The sequence below is a fragment of the Corynebacterium durum genome (assembly GCF_030408675.1).
In the GTDB taxonomy this organism is placed as follows: Bacteria; Actinomycetota; Actinomycetes; order Mycobacteriales; family Mycobacteriaceae; genus Corynebacterium; species Corynebacterium durum.
Genome location: NZ_CP047200.1, coordinates 1,308,469 through 1,325,117, shown reverse-complemented (window position 1 = coordinate 1,325,117; position 16,649 = coordinate 1,308,469). Strand labels below are relative to the sequence as shown.

Genomic DNA, 16,649 nt, shown 5'->3' with positions numbered 1-16,649 from the left:
AGAGTTGACAGATACGAAAGGTCACTATGATCATTAAGCTCTCTGACACTAATACCCGGGAGATCGCTAAGCAGCTTGTGAGCGTTCGTGATTCCGGCGGGCAGGTCACCACGGGGCGTGTGCTCACCCTCATTGTCGTAGCCTCTGAAGACGACGACCTTGAGTCCATCATCAAAGCAACCCATGATGCCTCCCGTGAACACCCATCTCGCGTGCTCATCATGGTTGCCGGTGACCCTCAGGGTGAGCCTCGCGTCGACGCGGAGATTCGCTTCGGCGGCGATGCTGGAGCATCCGAAATTATATTGATGGCGTTACATGGCGAGGTGGCTAAGCACATGGAGGCTGTGGTCACTCCCCTGTTGCTTCCCGACACCCCCATCGTGGCGTGGTGGCCATCGAAAGCACCCGTCAACCCAGCACAAGACCCAATCGGCCACATCGCGCAACGTCGCATCACCGACGCACTCCATGATCCGCCGCCAGATTCAATCTACCTGCGCCGCGACCACTACACACCCGGCGATTCCGATATGTCATGGGCCCGCATCACTCAATGGCGAGGCATCGTCTCCTCCGTCATTGATGAACCACCTCACCAGGAGATTATCGACGCCCGCGTTACTGGCCCGGCACTCAGCCCCAGCGTTGACTTGGCTGCTGGGTGGCTCGCCGACCGTCTAGGGACAACCATCACCCGCGAAACCACCGACACGACGACAATCCCTGTCGATGAGGCTGGCGAACCATGCATTGAAGTCACCCAAATTGACATCACGCGGGAATCATCGACCATCACCATTGACATTCTTGATGCACACACCCTGCGTGTCCGGGTTCCTGGTCGTGAACCTGCACTTGTGGCATTGAACCGTCGTAGCCGGTCTGATTGCCTTGCCGAGGAATTACGCCACCTTGACCCAGACCGTAGCTACGCTAAAGCCCTTCGTGGGTTGTCTCGCGTGCAGTATATTGATGCGGTTGCGCAGTAAGAATCCTACACACTGAAGAAAGGCGGTCACCTGTGCCCACCACTGTTGTTCCCGTAGCTGACCGTGCGGAACTCACCCGCGAAGCGGCACTTCGCACGTGGAATCTCATCATTGACGCCCAAGGACGCGGCGATGGTTACGCACGTATTGTGCTGACCGGCGGTGGCGCAGGTATCGGGACGCTGAGGGATATTCTGGCACTCCACCAATCCGCTCTCGCCCAAAGCGATTCTTTTCCCACTCCGGTGGTGGACTGGAACCGGGTGCACGTCTTCTTCGGCGACGAACGCAACGTTGCCGTCAACGATCCAGAATCCAACGAAGGCCAAGCCCGGGAAGCGCTGCTGGACCACGTGGGCATTCCAGAGGATAACATTCATGGGTGGCGTTTCGGTGAGCTGTCGCTGGAGGACGGGGTTACCGCCTACGAAGGTGTTCTCGCCCAGTATGCCCCAAAAGGTTTTGACCTCCACCTGCTAGGCATGGGTCATGAAGGGCACATGAACTCCCTGTTTCCCCATACTGATGCTGTGCGCGAAACCGAACGCCTTGTCCTCGCGGTCACCGACTCCCCGAAGCCACCTGCTGAACGTGGAACGCTGACACTCCCCGCAGTGGCACAGGCGGATCACGTATGGTTGCTCATTGATGGAGCAGCGAAAGCTGAAGCCGCAGCACACGTGATCGCTGAATCGCCCGCTGAAGACTGGCCTGCCGCTGGTGCCCACGGTCGGAAAGAAACTCTGGTATTCCTTGCTGACGACGCTGCAAGGGCAGGTGCATAAAAGCGCAAAAGCTAAGGGGCCGACACAAAGGTGAAAAACACCCGGTCGGCCCCTTCGTGCTGTAGTGCTACTACGAAGCGTATGCCTGGATCAGGTTCAATCCGATGATGCACACCAACCACACAATCGCCGTGAGGATGGTGACGCGGTTAAGGTTTTTTTCCACCACGGTAGAACCGGACAGGTTGGACTGCACACCACCACCGAACAGGCTGGACAAACCGCCGCCTTTGCCCTTGTGGAGTAGGACGAACATCGTCAATACCAGGCAGGACAGAACGAGAATGATCTGGAGTGTGAGAGCCATGTAAATCCTTTACGTCTAAAATGCCTGCGCGGCCTGCGCGGCACCACCGGCCAGTATACATGAAGGCCGCGAACCCGAATTACCACTAACCCGAGTTGCGCAGTGCAGTGGCCAAGCCATTCATTGTCAAGCGAATACCATTAGATACCACTTCCCGCTCATCACCGGCACGATAGCGGCGCAGCAATTCCAGCTGAATAATATTCAATGGCACCAAATAGGGGAATCGACTGCGTACCGATCGCTCCAGCGCGGGGTTTTCCGCCAGTAAATGCTCCTGCTCTGTGACTTTCAAGAACATTTCCAGTGTTAGAGTGTACTCCTCAGCGATGGCGTTATAAACGCGATCCGCTATCTCCTTGTCGCCGACCAACGTGGAATACAGCTTGGTCAACTGCATGTCCGCTTTACTCATCACCTGGGCCATGTTGTCAAGGATTGACGCGAAAAATGGCCATGTACGGCTCAGTTCGCGGAGTTCTTCCAGGCGTTCCTCGCTATCCTCGCTATCACCGATCCACTGCTTCAACGCGGTGCCCACGCCAAACCATCCGGGCAGCATCACACGAGATTGTGACCACGCCAGCACCCACGGAATAGCCCGAAGGTCGGAAATTGAAGTAGTTTGCTTCCTGGCCGACGGCCGCGACCCAATGTTGAGTGCACCGATCTCCTGCAAGGGAGTTGAGGTGGTGAAATACTCGATAAAGCCGGGGTCGTTGTGCATCAGTGACGCGTACTTTTCTTGGCTCAATCGTGAAATATCGCGCATGATCGCGTAAGCACGCGTGCGGTCGGTGAGTTCGTCGACGTCGAGAAGCGATGCCTCCAGTGTCGCCGACACCAACGCTTCAAGATTACGGCGAGCTGCGGATGGGTGACCGTATTTGGCAGAAATAATCTCGCCTTGTTCGGTGATGCGCACCGACCCCTGGACAGCGCCCTGAGGCTGCGCGAGGATCGCATCGTAGGAAGGGCCGCCACCACGACCAACTGTTCCACCGCGACCATGGAACAAACGCAGGTTCACGCCGTTGTCTTTGCACGCCTGAACAATATTAAGTTCCGCATCGTACAAAGCCCAGTTTGCAGCGAAATATCCACCATCCTTATTGGAATCGGAATACCCCAACATGACTTCCTGAACATTACCACGTTGCGCAAGGTAATGACGATACAGAGGCACATTCCACAAATCACGAAGGATCGACTCCCCCGCTTCTAGATCTTCTATCGTTTCAAACAGCGGAATAATATCAACAGTGCCGTGCGGATGATCACCATCCGCTTGGATAATGCCGAATTCCTTCAGCAAAATCATGGGCTCCAGAATATCGCTCACCGACGTCGCCATAGAAATAATGCTGTGTGGAATCATACGATGCCCGAAGCGGTCAATGGCCCGCGCGGCCTCAGCAATGATGTCTAGTTCACGCTGCGTAGCCTCGGAGAAATTACAGCCCCGTGCCGGAATAATGGGTCGTGGCGATGCAAGTTCTGCGAGCAATAGTTCGCGTTTTTGTTCTTCACTGAGCGCCGAGTAGTCATCACAGATGTGTGCTACAGCGAATACTTCTGTGAGTATTTCTTCGTATGAGTCGGAATTCTGTCGCAGGTCCATGGAATAAAGATGGAAACCAAAGCTTGCTGCGGCGGCACGGATTCGCGCGAGGCGATCGTCGGCAATGAGCTGGTCATTGGCGACGCGCAAGGAAGCGTCGATCACATTGAGGTCGGCCGTGAAATCCTCTGGCGACTTGTAGGGTTCATGTACCTTAAACCATGTTCCCTCCACCGAGTTAGGCCCTATGAGCTGAGCCATTGTTGCCATGATGCGGCCGCGAATACCGTGAACAGCGCGTCGATATGGTTCGTCCGCGCGACTTGGCACATCGTTATGTCCCTTGGAGGCGAGTTCCACCAGCTCAACGGTCACCTCAGAATGCCGGTCCGACAAACTCAGTTCGTGTTCCAAGGCATGCAGCTGGCGCGCGTAGTATTTCAACACGACTTCGGCAGCGCGAGTGGTGGCGTATCGCAAGGTTTCGGCCGTGACATAGGGGTTCCCGTCATGGTCGCCCCCGATCCAGGAACCCGGTTTAATCACGGCGACGTCGGGAATGTCAGCTCCGAAACGTGAACGAAGTTCATGGATCACGTCATAGTTAATGGCGGGTATTTGCTCTAACAGGCTGAGATTGTAGTACCTCAATCCCACTTCAACCTCATCCTCAATGCGCGGGCGATTAACGCGAATCAACGCCGTTTGCCACAGTGTAGTGATCCGGCGCCGAATATCACGGTCAATATCGGCGAGTTTCGCCTGGGTGCGCGCATTCTCAGGCCGAGAAAGAATATCGTGCCTGCGGTACATCAGTTCAGTAATGTGCTTTTGCGCATCAAACACGGTACGACGCCGCGTTTCTGTGGGGTGCGCAGTCAGAACTGGGGCGACCTGTGCACGGTCCAATACCTCAGCAATATCGGCGGCTTCTATGTGCGCCTCTGTGAGTTTGCTCCAGGTGGCGTCCAAAGTCGAATCCATAGGCGGCTCCCCGGCATCAAGCCTGGCTTCAAGTTCCGCCTCGTCATTGAGATCTTCCGCCAGGTTAGCAAGTAACGCAAAGTGGCTGAAAGCCCGAATGATAGGAATAGTTTTTGCGGGTTCAATGTTGCGGAAAAGTTCAACGAAGCCTGAAAAATCATGAGTGTCACTGTCTAGGTCGAATGCGAGCTTTCGGCATTGCTCAACCAGGTCGTAGGTTTCTGATCCTTCTTGCTCTTCGATGACTTCACCAAGGATACGACCAAGGTGTCGAATATCTTCGCGAAGTTGTTCGGTCACGGGGAAGTCCTTTGTGAATTCGGGCTGAAAAAATGCCCTCGGCTTCCGGCGTCTGCGATACGCTGCCACGGATGCAGTGGGCATTTTGGACAATTAAGGTAAGTTTTAGAAGGGGCCGCCAGCGGCGTTGGCACACAACTTGGCAAAGGCCTCACCGTCAAGCGATGCGCCGCCAACAAGTCCACCATCAACATCAGGCTGACCGACGATTTCGGCCACTGAATCGGCTTTCACCGAGCCACCGTACAGGATACGGATACCTGCCGCGACGTCGTCACCTGCGAGTTCCTTGATGGTATTTCGAATTGCTGCGCACACTTCCTGAGCATCAGCGGCAGAAGCGACCTTACCAGTGCCAATCGCCCACACCGGTTCGTACGCGATCACGGTCTTGGACAGTTGGCCTTTATCCAATCCAGCGAGGGATGCCTTGGTCTGATCGACGACATACTGCACGTGGGTACCTGCCTCGCGGATGTCCAGCGGCTCGCCAACACAGACGATCGGGCTAACCCCTTGGCCAAGGGCTGCCTTAGCTTTGGCTGCAACCTGCCCATCGGTTTCGCCATGGTACTCACGACGCTCCGAGTGCCCCACAACCACCCAAGCACAACCCAGTTTGGCGAGCATTTCCGCCGACACTTCGCCCGTGTACGCACCGGATTCATGCTGGGAAACGTCCTGGGCGCCGTAGGTGATGCTGAGTTTGTCACCCTCAACAACGGTCTGCACAGAGCGGATATCAGTGAACGGGACGGTGACTGCAACGTCTACCTTCTCGTAGTATTCCTTCGGCAGTGCGAAAGCAAGCTTCTGCACAGTGGCGACTGCTTCTAGGTGGTTCAGGTTCATCTTCCAGTTACCTGCGATAAGTGGCTTGCGTGCCATAAGTCAACGACCTTTCCAGTGTCGAACAAGGGTGTGCACGGCGGCATCATCAACGCGTATCGACGCCGCCGAACTACATGAGGGAAACAAAAGTTGCGGTGGGCTTAGTCATTCAGGACAGCAACACCAGGCAGTTCCTTGCCTTCGAGGTATTCGAGGGAAGCACCGCCACCCGTGGAGATGTGCGAGAATCCGTCTTCGTCAAGGCCGAGCAGACGAACCGATGCTGCGGAATCGCCACCACCGACCACAGAGAAGCAACCGTTCTTGGTGGAGTCAATAATGGCCTGAGCAACACCACGGGTACCGTCGGAGAATGCTTCAAACTCGAACACACCCATCGGGCCGTTCCAGAAAACGGTCTTCGCGCTGGCCAGGATACCCGCAAACTTTTTAACGGTTTCGGGTCCAACGTCCAAGCTCATCCAGCCTTCGGGGATTTCGTTGACTGGAACGATCTTCTTTTCTGCGTCAGCAGCAAACTCCGTAGCAGCTACGAGGTCAACTGGCAGGACAATCTTGTCACCGTAGCGCTCAAGCAGGCTCTTGCAGGTATCGATCATCTCTTCCTGCAGCAGCGACTTCTGAACATTCACACCCTGAGCAGCCAGGAAGGTGTAGCACATGCCCCCACCAATAATCAGTGCATCAGTCTTCGGTGCTAGTGCTTCAATAACGCCCAGCTTGTCAGAGACCTTGGAGCCGCCCAACACAACAACGTAGGGCTTGGCCGGATCTTCCGCGACCTTCTTCAGGACGTCAATTTCCTTCTCCACCAGGCCGCCGGCATAGTGTGGAAGACGCTTAGCAACATCGTAGACAGAAGCCTGTGCGCGGTGAACCACGCCGAATCCGTCGGAGACGAATGCTCCGCCTTCAGCGGTCAGGGCAACCAGCTGATCGGCGAACTCACCACGTTCTGCCTCATCCTTTGAGGTTTCGCGGGGATCAAAACGTACGTTCTCCACCAAAAGGACATCGCCGTCTGTCAGACCATTGGCGCGCTCATGGGCGTCTTCCCCCACCACATCGCTGGCCAAAGCAACATATTGTCCCAGTTCGTCGGACAATGCTGCGGCTACAGGAGCGAGGGAGTACTTGGGGTTCGGTTCCCCTTTAGGACGGCCAAGGTGGGCCATAACGATGACTTTGGCCCCTGCCTCAGACAGGGCCTTCAACGTTGGAAGTGATGCCTTGATACGGCCTGAGTCAGTGATCTCCTGCTTGTCATTCAACGGGACGTTGAAGTCAGAGCGGACGAGAACATAACGGCCTTCCACGCCTTCAGCGAGAAGATCTTGAAGGGTTTTAACGGTCATTGCAACTCCTTGTGTGTTTTGTGGGGTCTATATAAGCCAAACGGCCCGTCGTGTGCCGGGTGGCACACCCCGGGCCGCAGGGTTAGAGAGTTATTAGAGGCGCTCGCCCACGTATTCGGTGAGGTTCACCAGCTGGTTGGAGTAGCCCCACTCGTTGTCGTACCAGGAAACAACCTTGACCTGGTCGCCGATGACCTTGGTCAAGCCGGCGTCGAAAATGGAGGGGTGAGGATCGGTGACAATGTCGGTGGAGACCAGCGGCTCCTCCGAGTAGCTCAGCACACCCTTGAGTTCGCCTGCAGCAGCTTCCTTGACGATCTTGTTGACTTCTTCAACGGTGGTCTCGCGAGGAGCGGTGAAGGTCAGGTCAGTGGCGGAGCCGGTGATAACCGGAACGCGCATAGCAAAGCCGTCCAGCTTGCCCTTCAGCTCCGGCAGAACCAGGGACACTGCCTTGGCTGCACCGGTGGAGGTCGGAACGATGTTAACTGCAGCTGCACGGGCGCGACGCAGATCGCGGTGTGGAGCATCGTGCAGGCGCTGGTCGCCGGTGTAGGCGTGAATGGTGGTCATGAGCCCCTTCTCAATGCCCAAGCCATCGTTGAGTGCCTTTGCCAGCGGTGCGAGGCAGTTGGTAGTACAGGAAGCATTGGAAATAATGTTGTGCTTCGCTGGGTCGTAATCAGTGTGGTTCACGCCAACGACAAAGGTTGCGTCTTCATTCTTCGCTGGAGCGGAGATGATGACCTTCTTAGCACCAGCATCCAGGTGAGCCTTGGCAGCTTCAGCATCAGTGAAGAAACCGGTGGATTCAATGACGATATCGACGTCCTGCTCGCCCCACTTCAGGTCCTTCGGATCACGCTCAGCGGTGACGATGATCTTCTTGCCGTCAACGGTGATGGACTCGTCGTCGTACTCAACATCAGCGCCGAGGCGACCGAGCACGGAGTCGTACTTGAGCAGATGAGCGAGGGTGTGATTGTCGGTGAGGTCGTTGACAGCCACGACCTCAATGTCAGAACCGCGCTCTTTGATGGCACGGAAGAAGTTGCGACCAATGCGGCCAAAGCCGTTGATACCTACACGAACCGTCACAATGTACTCCTTACAGTGGTTGGAACTTGTCCGTCGGGGTTATTTATCCGCGGTACTGCCCACTGTACCCAGCCTTTGTGAGTTGCGCAGCAGCAACTCCTGCATTTGCGACTTACGTCACCGCCCCATAGTTTTTGATCGGACATGCCCACCTCCCAATCGGGGGGCAGAATTACAGGTTTTATTGGAGTAACTTTTCACAAACTACACACAGAATCGCCCTCATTATGCGCAAATTCACCCCCCTTTTAGGGCGTTATTTACGCAAAAAACCAGCGTGGAAAAACAGAAAAACCCACCCCACACCACGTTACCGTGTTACTAGTCACAATGTGGGTTTTTCTTTCATCGCGGCCACATATACAGCCACATCGCTGGATGAAAGGCGACTGATTGACACAAATTTGACACAAAACCCACACCAATCGGACGAAAACCCAACTAAAGCCACGCCTGGGCTACATGTCTTCGAGCAAATCGTCCGTCACAGCGGCATCAGTCGCGGGAATCCCCAATTCTTTGGCTCGCTTATCGGCCATGGTGAGAAGCCGGCGGATACGTCCGGCCACAGCATCCTTGGTCATTTGCGGATCAGCCAGGCGGCCTAATTCCTCCAAGGATGCCTGACGATGCGTCACTCGCAAGTGACCCGCCTCCGCCAAATGGTCAGGAACATCCTCCCCCAGAATGTCCAGAGCGCGTTCCACCCGCGCTGCCGCAGCTACGGCAGCGCGGGCCGACCGACGTAGGTTAGCATCATCGAAATTGGCCAGCCGACTAGCGGGTGAACGAACCTCTCGGCGCTGCCGCTGCTCTTCCCATTCCAGGCGAGACTGTTGCGCCCCCATACGCGTCAGCAACGCCCCAATCGACTCGTTTTCCCGAATGCTCACTCGATCCGCGCCACGGGTTTCCTTTGTTTTTGCAGAAATACCCAAACGACGAGCGCAGCCGACCAGCGCCAGCGCGGCCTCCGCACACGGACATGTCACTTCTAAAGCGCTGGAACGTCCCGGTTCAGTGAGACTTCCACAAGCCAGAAAGGCACCCCGCCATGCTGCCTCCGCATCTGACACCGTGCCAGAAACGATGGTAGGAGATAGGCCCCGAATGTATTGCCCTCCGCGAGTAACCAAGCCGACTTTGCGCGCGAAATCAAAACCTGGTTCCACAACTCGGACAAGGTAGCGTGTGCCTTTTCGTCCACTTGCGCTGCCAGTAGTGTGAATAGTTGATTCACGGTGATAGAGATCGTCAATTTCTGTTTGAAGTCTCCGCGCAATGTTGTCGCTATCCACGTCGAATTCAACAAGAACCTGCCCTGAAACGGTGTGAATGGTGGCAGTAAAACGCGCGAGGGCAGAGACTTCCGCCCTCCTAGAACTTGGCCTGCTCACAGTGACGCGAGCCAATTCCTCTTTTACTTGCGTTGTTAATGTCACCGTATGTCCACCCATCTTTTGATTGCTACGTTGTTGATCACGTTGATCAACAACGCGTTTCATATTAACGGGTCAAGGATATGTCTTTCAGCGCTGCGGCTAGTTTTACAGGATCGTGGCGCTCCGTGGGACGCCCGTTTTCGTCATGTTCCTGCACGTCAGCAGCAATAAGAATGGCTCCCAAGCTCGCCGCGGCACGTTCCAAGTTGGCAAGCTCAACAGAGGAGTTGACGGTTGTTGCGTCAACAAGAATGCGATCAACACGAAGCATGGGTGCGTGCTGGCTTAGCATGTGGATGTGCCGTTCGGCGGAGAACCCACTTGTTTCACCAGGTTCAGCAGTCAAATTGAGAACCACAACTTTAAGGGCATCAGTAGCAGCAAGCGCATGCACAATATCAGGAACAAGCAGGTGCGGGATTACACTGCTAAACCACGATCCAGGACCGAGGGTAACAACATCAGCGGAGTCGATAGCGTTGAGGGCGTCACGGCCGCCTGGCGGGTGGCTCGGTATCAATCGCACGCGCCGTACCGATCCAGGCGTGGTGGCCACGGCTACCTGGCCGCGAACGAGGCGAATGACGCGCGGGTCGTCGTCAAGCCCCGCTACCTCAGCCTCAATGTCTAGGGGTTGTTCCGACATGGGAACAACCCGCCCGTGGGACTGAGTAAGTTGCGCAACAGTATCGAGGGCAGCGATGTGGCTTCCCAGGACGTCGGCAAGCCCAGCGATCAGCAAATTACCCACCGCATGGCCCGCCAGCGCCCCATGCCCACCGAAGCGGTGCTGGAGGGTGTGCTCCCACATGCGCCCGTTATCATCATCGCGGGCTAGGGCCGCAAGCGCCATGCGGAGATCACCCGGCGGAATCTGGCCCAATTCACGCCGAATGCGGCCGGAGGAACCGCCATCATCAGCAACAGTGACCACCGCAGTAATAGTGGGCACCTCCAGTGTGCGGGCTGCGCGGAGAGTTTGAAAGAGTCCATGCCCGCCACCGAGGCACACCATAGAACGCAGGTTTTCATGAGCATCACGGAAAGTCATGGTCACTAACTCCGGTTAATATCGCGGTGCGTGACAGACACATCAAGCCCATCGACCTCGTCGAAACGACGGGCAAGTTCCTCTGCGACAGCAACGGAACGATGATGTCCGCCGGTGCAACCGACGGCGACGGTAATGAAGTTCTTCCCCTCACGCCGATACGCCGGGGTAACGCTGGTGATCAGATTGACAAGGTTGCTAATAAAAGGCTCAGCATCCTCCTGACTCAACACATAATCGGAGACAGGGGCATCAACACCCCGATACGCACGCAGTTCCGGCACCCAGTAGGGGTTGGGAAGGAAGCGCACGTCTACCACATAGTCGGCATCAGCGGGGGCACCGTGCTTAAAACCAAAAGACTGGACAGTAATGTGTTGCCTGTTGTGCGCTAACGTGGCAAAACTATTTTCAATAGCATGACGCAGATCATGTACTGAGAGATCGGAGGTGTCAATAACGATGTCCGCTTCTTCTTTAATCCGCGCCAGCGCCTTGCGTTCACGCTCGATTCCCATTTTCAACGTCTCGCGCCCTTGTAATGGGTGAGTGCGGCGCACAGAATCGAAGCGTTTAATCAGCACCTCATCACGCGCTTCCATGAATAGCACCGTGGGGTTTTTCCCCTCAGAGCGCAGCTTGTCCACCACCTCATAGAGGTTTCCGCGAAATTCCCGGGCACGGACATCAGTAACCACGGCGAGTTTGTCCACTGGCGACTCGTCAGACTGATACAACTCCACCAACGCAAAAATCAACTCTGGCGGCAGGTTGTGCGACACGTACCAGCCGAGGTCTTCCAGCACGCGCGCCGCCGAGTTAATACCAGCCCCCGACATGCCGGTGATCAGCACCGGGGCCTTTTCAATTCGTTCGATGGGTTGTGTCTCTGTCATGGTGTTCATCATAACCATGTTTAACCAGAGTGGAGTTTTGCATATACCTCCTGAGCAAGCTTGGGGCCGAAACCTTTCACCTCCGTAATCTCCTCAACACTTGCCTCTTTGAGTTTCTTTACCGACCCGAAATGCTTCACCAGGTCAGTACGCCGCTGTTGCCCAAGCCCCTTAATTCCGTCGAGTTCAGACGCCCTCAAACGCTTCGACCGCTGCTGCCTATGGAAGGAAATGGCAAAGCGGTGCGCCTCATCGCGAATATGCTGCAACATGAAAAGCCCCTGCGAAGTGCGCGGAAGAATCACCGGATCCGGGTCCCCTGGAACCCATACTTCCTCCAAGCGTTTGGCCAGACCGATAAGCGCCACATCCACAACACCAAGCTCATCAAATATTTCCTGGGCTGCATTAACCTGTGGCGCGCCACCATCAACGATGAACAGTTGCGGCGGGTAAGCAAACCGCCTGCCCTGATCAGTGGAAAACTCTTCCACCTGCTCATCCGAAAACGTCGAGGCATCCTGGGCCTCGTCGGGAACGGCACGTTTGTCCTGGTTATGACGCACAAAACGACGCCGCACCACCTCCGCAATAGACGCAACATCGTTTGAATGGCCATCACCAGCCGCATCTTTAATTTTATAGCGCCGATAGTCGGATTTTTTAGGTATACCGTCCTCGAACACCACCAGCGATGCCACTACATCCGTGCCCTGAATATGTGAAATATCAATACACTCAATCCGCAGCGGTGCCTGCTCCAGAAACAGCGCTTCCTGAATATCCTGCAATGCCGCCGACCGCGCCGTTAAATCCCCAGTTCGCTTCAACTTATGCTGCTTCAACGCCTCCTGTGCATTGCGCTCAACCGTCTCCGCCAGGGCCTTCTTTTCCCCACGCTGTGGGACCCGCAACGACACCTGAGCACCCCGCAATGAACTCAACCATTCGATGACGTCATCAGCCTCAGCGGGCATGGCTTGAACCAGCACCTCGCGCGGCACCACGGACTCCCGCTGCTCCCCGTCCGCGTCCTGCACTTCACGCTCCCGCTCCACTGCATCGCCATAAAACTGCACCATGAAGTTTCGCAGCACCTCAGACATCACAGACGATGGCGTCCCCGACTGCGTATCGACGCCCGCGTCACCTTCGGGTGTCTCTGGTTTCTCCACCACCCATCCCCGCTGACCACGAACGCGTCCGGCGCGAATATAGAAAATCTGCAGAGCCACCTCAAGATCATCCTCTGCAAAGGCAATGACATCTGCATCTGTGCCGTCCCCCAACACCACAGTCTGTTTTTCCATCACCTTTTCCACAGCAGTCAAGTCGTCACGCAACCGAGCAGCATTTTCAAAATCAAGTTCCTCTGCCGCGTGCATCATCTGATCCGTCAACGCGCGCGTGACCTCATCCGTACGGCCAGCCATGAAGCGGCAGAAGCCATCCACTAATTCCCTATGCTCGGCGGCCGTGACTCTCCCCACGCAGGGAGCGGCACACTTATCGATGTATCCCAACAAACACGGACGTCCCAATTGCTGATGCCTATTAAACACGCCCTTGGAACACGTTCGGATCGGGAAAACCCGAGTGAGTAGATCCAAGGTTTCCCTGATCGCCCAGGCATGAGAATACGGGCCAAAATACCTCACCCCGGCGCGTCGAGGTCCCCGGTAAACGAAGGCACGCGGGAAATGTTCGCCGACCGATACAGCCAGCATGGGGTAGCTTTTGTCGTCTTTGTATTTGACGTTAAATCGTGGATCAAATTTTTTGATCCAGGTGTATTCGAGCTGGAGCGCTTCAACTTCGCTGGAGACGACTGTCCATTCCACGCTGGCGGCAGTGGTGACCATGTGTCGGGTGCGTGGATGGAGTTGTATGAGGTCCTGAAAGTAGTTGGCGAGGCGGGCTCGTAGGTTTTTGGCTTTACCGACGTAGATGACCCGGCCGTGTTCGTCGCGGAATTTGTAGACTCCCGGGTCAGTGGGGATGCTGCTGGGTGCTGGGCGGTAGGTTGCTGGGTCAGCCATTAATCTTCCGGCATGTATTTGTCTTCAAGGGTGCGGAATTGTTCGACGGCGGTGACGACGCGTGCGCCGTCTGCGGATTGGAATGCCCACATGGGGACGAATTCAAATTCGGGCAGTTCGAGGCGCGCCCAGCGTTCGCCTTTGGGGAAAGACAGCCCGTAGATCACGTCCCAGGGGTAGAAGCGTGTCCCGATGAAGTTACGGATTTCTACGCCGTCTTCGTTGGCGCGGACGCGGGGGCGCATGATAGTGAGACAGACTGCGGAGATGATGAGGCCAATACCGACGAAGGCCCATTGATCGATGGTGGTGACAGCGGCGCCTGTGTTGCCGCTGGCGACGACGGAGGCCATGAAGATGTGTACGCCCATGACGATGATGATGGCGAGGGCGGCCACTATTTTCAGACGCTGGGACGTTACTTCCAGTTCCCACGGCTTGGTGGTGGTTGTGGCGGCGTCGGCAGCCACAAGGCGTTGGATGTTGTCCACAGTCGGTTCGCTTTCTTACACGGGGTCTTGGTGTGTCGTGAATATTGTAGTCGTGAGGTAGGCGGATGTGGGAATGGTAGTGGACTACACCCCTGACTGGTCTGCGCGGATGGCTGCAAGGATGCTGGCGGTGTGGAGGGCCGCAATCATGGCTTCGGCGCCTTTGTCTTCCACGGCGTTACTGCCGCCTGCACGTTCTTTGGCTTGGTCGTAAGTGTTGGTGGTGAGGACGCCGTTACCAATGGGGGTGGCTGTGTCGAGGGCGATGCGTGTGAGTCCTTGTGTCACCGAGTCGCAGACGTAGTCAAAGTGTGGGGTACCGCCGCGGATGACGCAGCCGAGCGCTACGACGGCATCGTAGCGGGGTGCAAGTTCCTGAACAACAACCGGTAGTTCGAGTGCTCCGACGACGCGGTAGTCGGTGACGGTTGCCCCTAAGGCGTTGCCCATGTCGACGGCGCGGGCGTGCAGGAGGTCGCAAATCTCACTGTTCCAGATCGCGGTGACGACGGCGACGCGCAGACCGGTGGCGTTGATCTCGTTGATGGTGGGCAGTCCGTCTGTGCTCATCGGTGCTCCTCCTCATATGCGGCTACTTGTGGGAGGTCGTGCCCCATGCGGTCACGTTTGGTTTTGAGGTAGGTGATGTTGTCTTCGTTGACTTCTACGCTGACGGGCGTGCGTTTGGCGATGGTAATCCCATGCCCAATGAGTCCACTGCGTTTGGTGGGGTTGTTGCTGAGGAGGTTGAGGGAGCGAATTCCAAGGTCTCGGAGGATTTGTGCTCCGGTGCCAAATTCTCGGGCGTCGGTAGGCAGTCCAAGTGCTAGGTTTGCGTCAACGGTGTCTACTCCACTGTCTTGGATGCGGTATGCCTTAAGTTTTTCGAGTAAACCGATGCCCCGGCCTTCGTGGCCGCGCATGTAGAGCACCACTCCCCGACCTTCTTCTTGGACAGCTTTCATGGAGGCATGAAGTTGTTGTCCACAATCGCAGCGGCGGGAGCCGAAGACGTCACCAGTGAGACATTCGGAATGCACTCTTACCAGGACATTCTCTCCGTTGTTGTCCGACGGATCACCGACAACAAGCGCGACATGTTCTATGCCGTCGACGGTGCTGCGATAGCCAATGGCGGTGAAGAGTCCGAAGTCGGTGGGTAGGCGCGTTTCGACAACTCGCTCCACAAGCGTCTCGTGTTTACGCCGCCATTCAATGAGTTGAGCAATAGAGACCATGTGCAAACCGTGGGTGTCAGCAAAGCGCCTTAGTTCTGGGCTGCGCGCCATGTCAGTGGGGTCGTCTTCACTGACTATTTCGCAGAGCACGCCGGCAGGGCGTAGACCTGCGAGCCGTGCGAGGTCTACGGCAGCTTCCGTATGCCCAGCGCGTACAAGAACGCCGCCTTCTTTGGCTCGGAGGGGTACAACGTGGCCTGGGCGGGTGAAGTCTCCAGGGGTACTGTCTGGGTTGGCTAATCGACGCAGTGTTTCGGCGCGGTCGGCGGCTGAGATTCCAGTTGTCCCGGTAGCGGCATCCACGGTGACGGTGTAGGCGGTGGAGCGAATATCTTGGTTGAAGGTGGTCATCGGGGGGAGATCCAGCCTGTCGCAATTCTCACCGGTCAGTGGTGCACAGATGTAGCCCGAGGAGTAGCGGACCATGAAGGCAACAAGTTCGGGGGTTGCTTTTTCTGCAGCGAAGATGAGGTCGCCTTCGTTCTCGCGGTCATGATCGTCGACAACAATAACCGCTTTTCCTGCTGCAATATCTCTGATGGCTGCTTCGATGTCGTCGAGGCGTACCTCTGCCTGGTCGGTCACGGAATTTTCTGCCTTTTCGCCTGGTGGTGTATGAAATCTGGGTGTTGGAAGTTGTTAGGTTCGGAACGTTAGATTCCGTTCCACATATTTTGCCAGCACATCTACTTCTAGATTGACGGTGCCTCCGACTGCGAGTTTTCCAAAGATGGTGTCGCGGAGTGTGATCGGTATAAGTGACACTTCAAAATAATCATCGCCCAGGGCGGATACGGTGAGAGAGGTTCCGTTGATGGCAATGGAGCCCTTTTCCACGATGTAGCGCGCCAGTGTGGGTGGTAGTGCGAACCGGAGAACATCCCAGTGCTCGGAGGAGTTTCGGCTGGTCAGTGTGGTGGTGGCATCCACGTGCCCCTGCACGATGTGTCCGTCGAGTCGCGCGTTCACCAGAGCTGCGCGTTCGAGATTGACGGGACTGCCGACGTGCAGTTCACCAAGGTTGCTTCGGTCCAGTGTTTCCTGCATACAGTCTGCAGTGAAGGTGGTGGCGGTGTGCTCCGCAACAGTGAGGCATACGCCGTTGACGGCGATGGAGTCGCCAAGGGCAACACCGTCAAGGATGGCGGGGGCGTCGATAGTGAGCCGAACGGAATCCCCTAGTGGTTCAACTGCGGAGATGGTACCAACTTGTTCGATGATTCCAGTAAACACTCCTCATTATTAACACATTCGACTG

General features: G+C 56.2%; 15 protein-coding genes. 2 read left to right on the top strand and 13 right to left on the bottom strand.

The genetic code is table 11. From position 1 onward, the window contains the following. Positions 1-26: 26 nt before the first annotated feature. Both CDUR_RS06240 and pgl read left to right on the top strand, forming a co-directional pair. Positions 27-992, top strand: a complete 966-nt coding sequence (locus CDUR_RS06240) for a glucose-6-phosphate dehydrogenase assembly protein OpcA (protein WP_179417546.1) — start codon at positions 27-29, stop codon at positions 990-992. 32 nt (positions 993-1,024) lie between these two features. Continuing rightward, positions 1,025-1,777, top strand: coding sequence for a 6-phosphogluconolactonase (gene pgl / locus CDUR_RS06235; protein ID WP_179417545.1), 753 nt, complete (start codon positions 1,025-1,027; stop codon positions 1,775-1,777). A 70-nt stretch (positions 1,778-1,847) separates the two neighbouring features. On the opposite strand, the gene secG is transcribed toward pgl, so the two are convergent. From secG to CDUR_RS06170, 13 genes are all read right to left on the bottom strand, one after another. Next, positions 1,848-2,084 (bottom strand): preprotein translocase subunit SecG, encoded by a 237-nt coding sequence (gene secG, locus CDUR_RS06230; RefSeq protein WP_006063322.1) that lies wholly within the window; start codon positions 2,082-2,084, stop codon positions 1,848-1,850. 85 nt (positions 2,085-2,169) lie between these two features. Then, positions 2,170-4,929, bottom strand: coding sequence for a phosphoenolpyruvate carboxylase (ppc, locus tag CDUR_RS06225; RefSeq protein ID WP_179417544.1), 2,760 nt, complete (start codon positions 4,927-4,929; stop codon positions 2,170-2,172). Positions 4,930-5,034: 105 nt separating this feature from the next. After that, complete coding sequence (gene tpiA / locus CDUR_RS06220) at positions 5,035-5,817, bottom strand: triose-phosphate isomerase (RefSeq protein ID WP_179417543.1); 783 nt, start codon at positions 5,815-5,817, stop codon at positions 5,035-5,037. A 104-nt stretch (positions 5,818-5,921) separates the two neighbouring features. Further along, positions 5,922-7,136 (bottom strand): phosphoglycerate kinase, encoded by a 1,215-nt coding sequence (gene pgk / locus CDUR_RS06215; RefSeq protein WP_006063319.1) that lies wholly within the window; start codon positions 7,134-7,136, stop codon positions 5,922-5,924. A gap of 93 nt (positions 7,137-7,229) precedes the next feature. Then, positions 7,230-8,234 carry a type I glyceraldehyde-3-phosphate dehydrogenase gene (gene gap, locus CDUR_RS06210; protein WP_179417542.1) on the bottom strand — a complete coding sequence of 335 codons (1,005 nt, stop codon included), beginning with the start codon at positions 8,232-8,234 and terminating at the stop codon, positions 7,230-7,232. A 458-nt stretch (positions 8,235-8,692) separates the two neighbouring features. Further along, entirely contained in the window at positions 8,693-9,676 is a 984-nt protein-coding gene (gene whiA / locus CDUR_RS06205; RefSeq protein ID WP_179419049.1) for a DNA-binding protein WhiA, read from the bottom strand. A 64-nt stretch (positions 9,677-9,740) separates the two neighbouring features. Beyond that, a complete protein-coding gene (locus tag CDUR_RS06200) occupies positions 9,741-10,727 on the bottom strand; it encodes a gluconeogenesis factor YvcK family protein (protein ID WP_290208095.1) in 987 nt (328 codons plus the stop codon). A gap of 5 nt (positions 10,728-10,732) precedes the next feature. Continuing rightward, positions 10,733-11,632, bottom strand: coding sequence for an RNase adapter RapZ (rapZ, locus tag CDUR_RS06195; RefSeq protein WP_081598685.1), 900 nt, complete (start codon positions 11,630-11,632; stop codon positions 10,733-10,735). A gap of 11 nt (positions 11,633-11,643) precedes the next feature. After that, on the bottom strand, positions 11,644-13,662 hold the full coding sequence (gene uvrC, locus CDUR_RS06190; RefSeq protein WP_179417541.1) for an excinuclease ABC subunit UvrC: 2,019 nt from the start codon (positions 13,660-13,662) through the stop codon (positions 11,644-11,646). Then, positions 13,662-14,153: a PH domain-containing protein gene (locus CDUR_RS06185; RefSeq protein ID WP_006063311.1), complete on the bottom strand. Its 492-nt coding sequence runs from the start codon at positions 14,151-14,153 to the stop codon at positions 13,662-13,664. The genes uvrC and CDUR_RS06185 overlap by 1 nt, the downstream gene beginning before the upstream one ends. 84 nt (positions 14,154-14,237) lie before the next feature. Continuing rightward, the gene (gene ribH / locus CDUR_RS06180) at positions 14,238-14,723 is read right to left on the bottom strand and encodes a 6,7-dimethyl-8-ribityllumazine synthase (RefSeq protein WP_179417540.1); all 486 of its coding nucleotides are present in this window, start codon (positions 14,721-14,723) and stop codon (positions 14,238-14,240) included. Then, complete coding sequence (locus tag CDUR_RS06175; protein ID WP_179417539.1) at positions 14,720-15,976, bottom strand: bifunctional 3,4-dihydroxy-2-butanone-4-phosphate synthase/GTP cyclohydrolase II; 1,257 nt, start codon at positions 15,974-15,976, stop codon at positions 14,720-14,722. The genes ribH and CDUR_RS06175 overlap by 4 nt, the downstream gene beginning before the upstream one ends. 54 nt (positions 15,977-16,030) lie before the next feature. Continuing rightward, positions 16,031-16,624 (bottom strand): riboflavin synthase, encoded by a 594-nt coding sequence (locus tag CDUR_RS06170; protein ID WP_179417538.1) that lies wholly within the window; start codon positions 16,622-16,624, stop codon positions 16,031-16,033. Positions 16,625-16,649: the final 25 nt, after the last annotated feature.

Excerpts from the sequence above, each read along its gene's own strand:
- CDUR_RS06240 (WP_179417546.1), top strand. The coding sequence starts at position 27 with ATGATCATTAAGCTCTCTGACACTAATACCCGGGAGATCGCTAAGCAG.
- secG (WP_006063322.1), bottom strand. The coding sequence starts at position 2,084 with ATGGCTCTCACACTCCAGATCATTCTCGTTCTGTCCTGCCTGGTATTG.
- tpiA (WP_179417543.1), bottom strand. The coding sequence starts at position 5,817 with ATGGCACGCAAGCCACTTATCGCAGGTAACTGGAAGATGAACCTGAAC.
- pgk (WP_006063319.1), bottom strand. The coding sequence starts at position 7,136 with ATGACCGTTAAAACCCTTCAAGATCTTCTCGCTGAAGGCGTGGAAGGC.
- CDUR_RS06200 (WP_290208095.1), bottom strand. The coding sequence starts at position 10,727 with ATGACTTTCCGTGATGCTCATGAAAACCTGCGTTCTATGGTGTGCCTC.
- rapZ (WP_081598685.1), bottom strand. The coding sequence starts at position 11,632 with ATGAACACCATGACAGAGACACAACCCATCGAACGAATTGAAAAGGCC.
- uvrC (WP_179417541.1), bottom strand. The coding sequence starts at position 13,662 with ATGGCTGACCCAGCAACCTACCGCCCAGCACCCAGCAGCATCCCCACT.
- ribH (WP_179417540.1), bottom strand. The coding sequence starts at position 14,723 with ATGAGCACAGACGGACTGCCCACCATCAACGAGATCAACGCCACCGGT.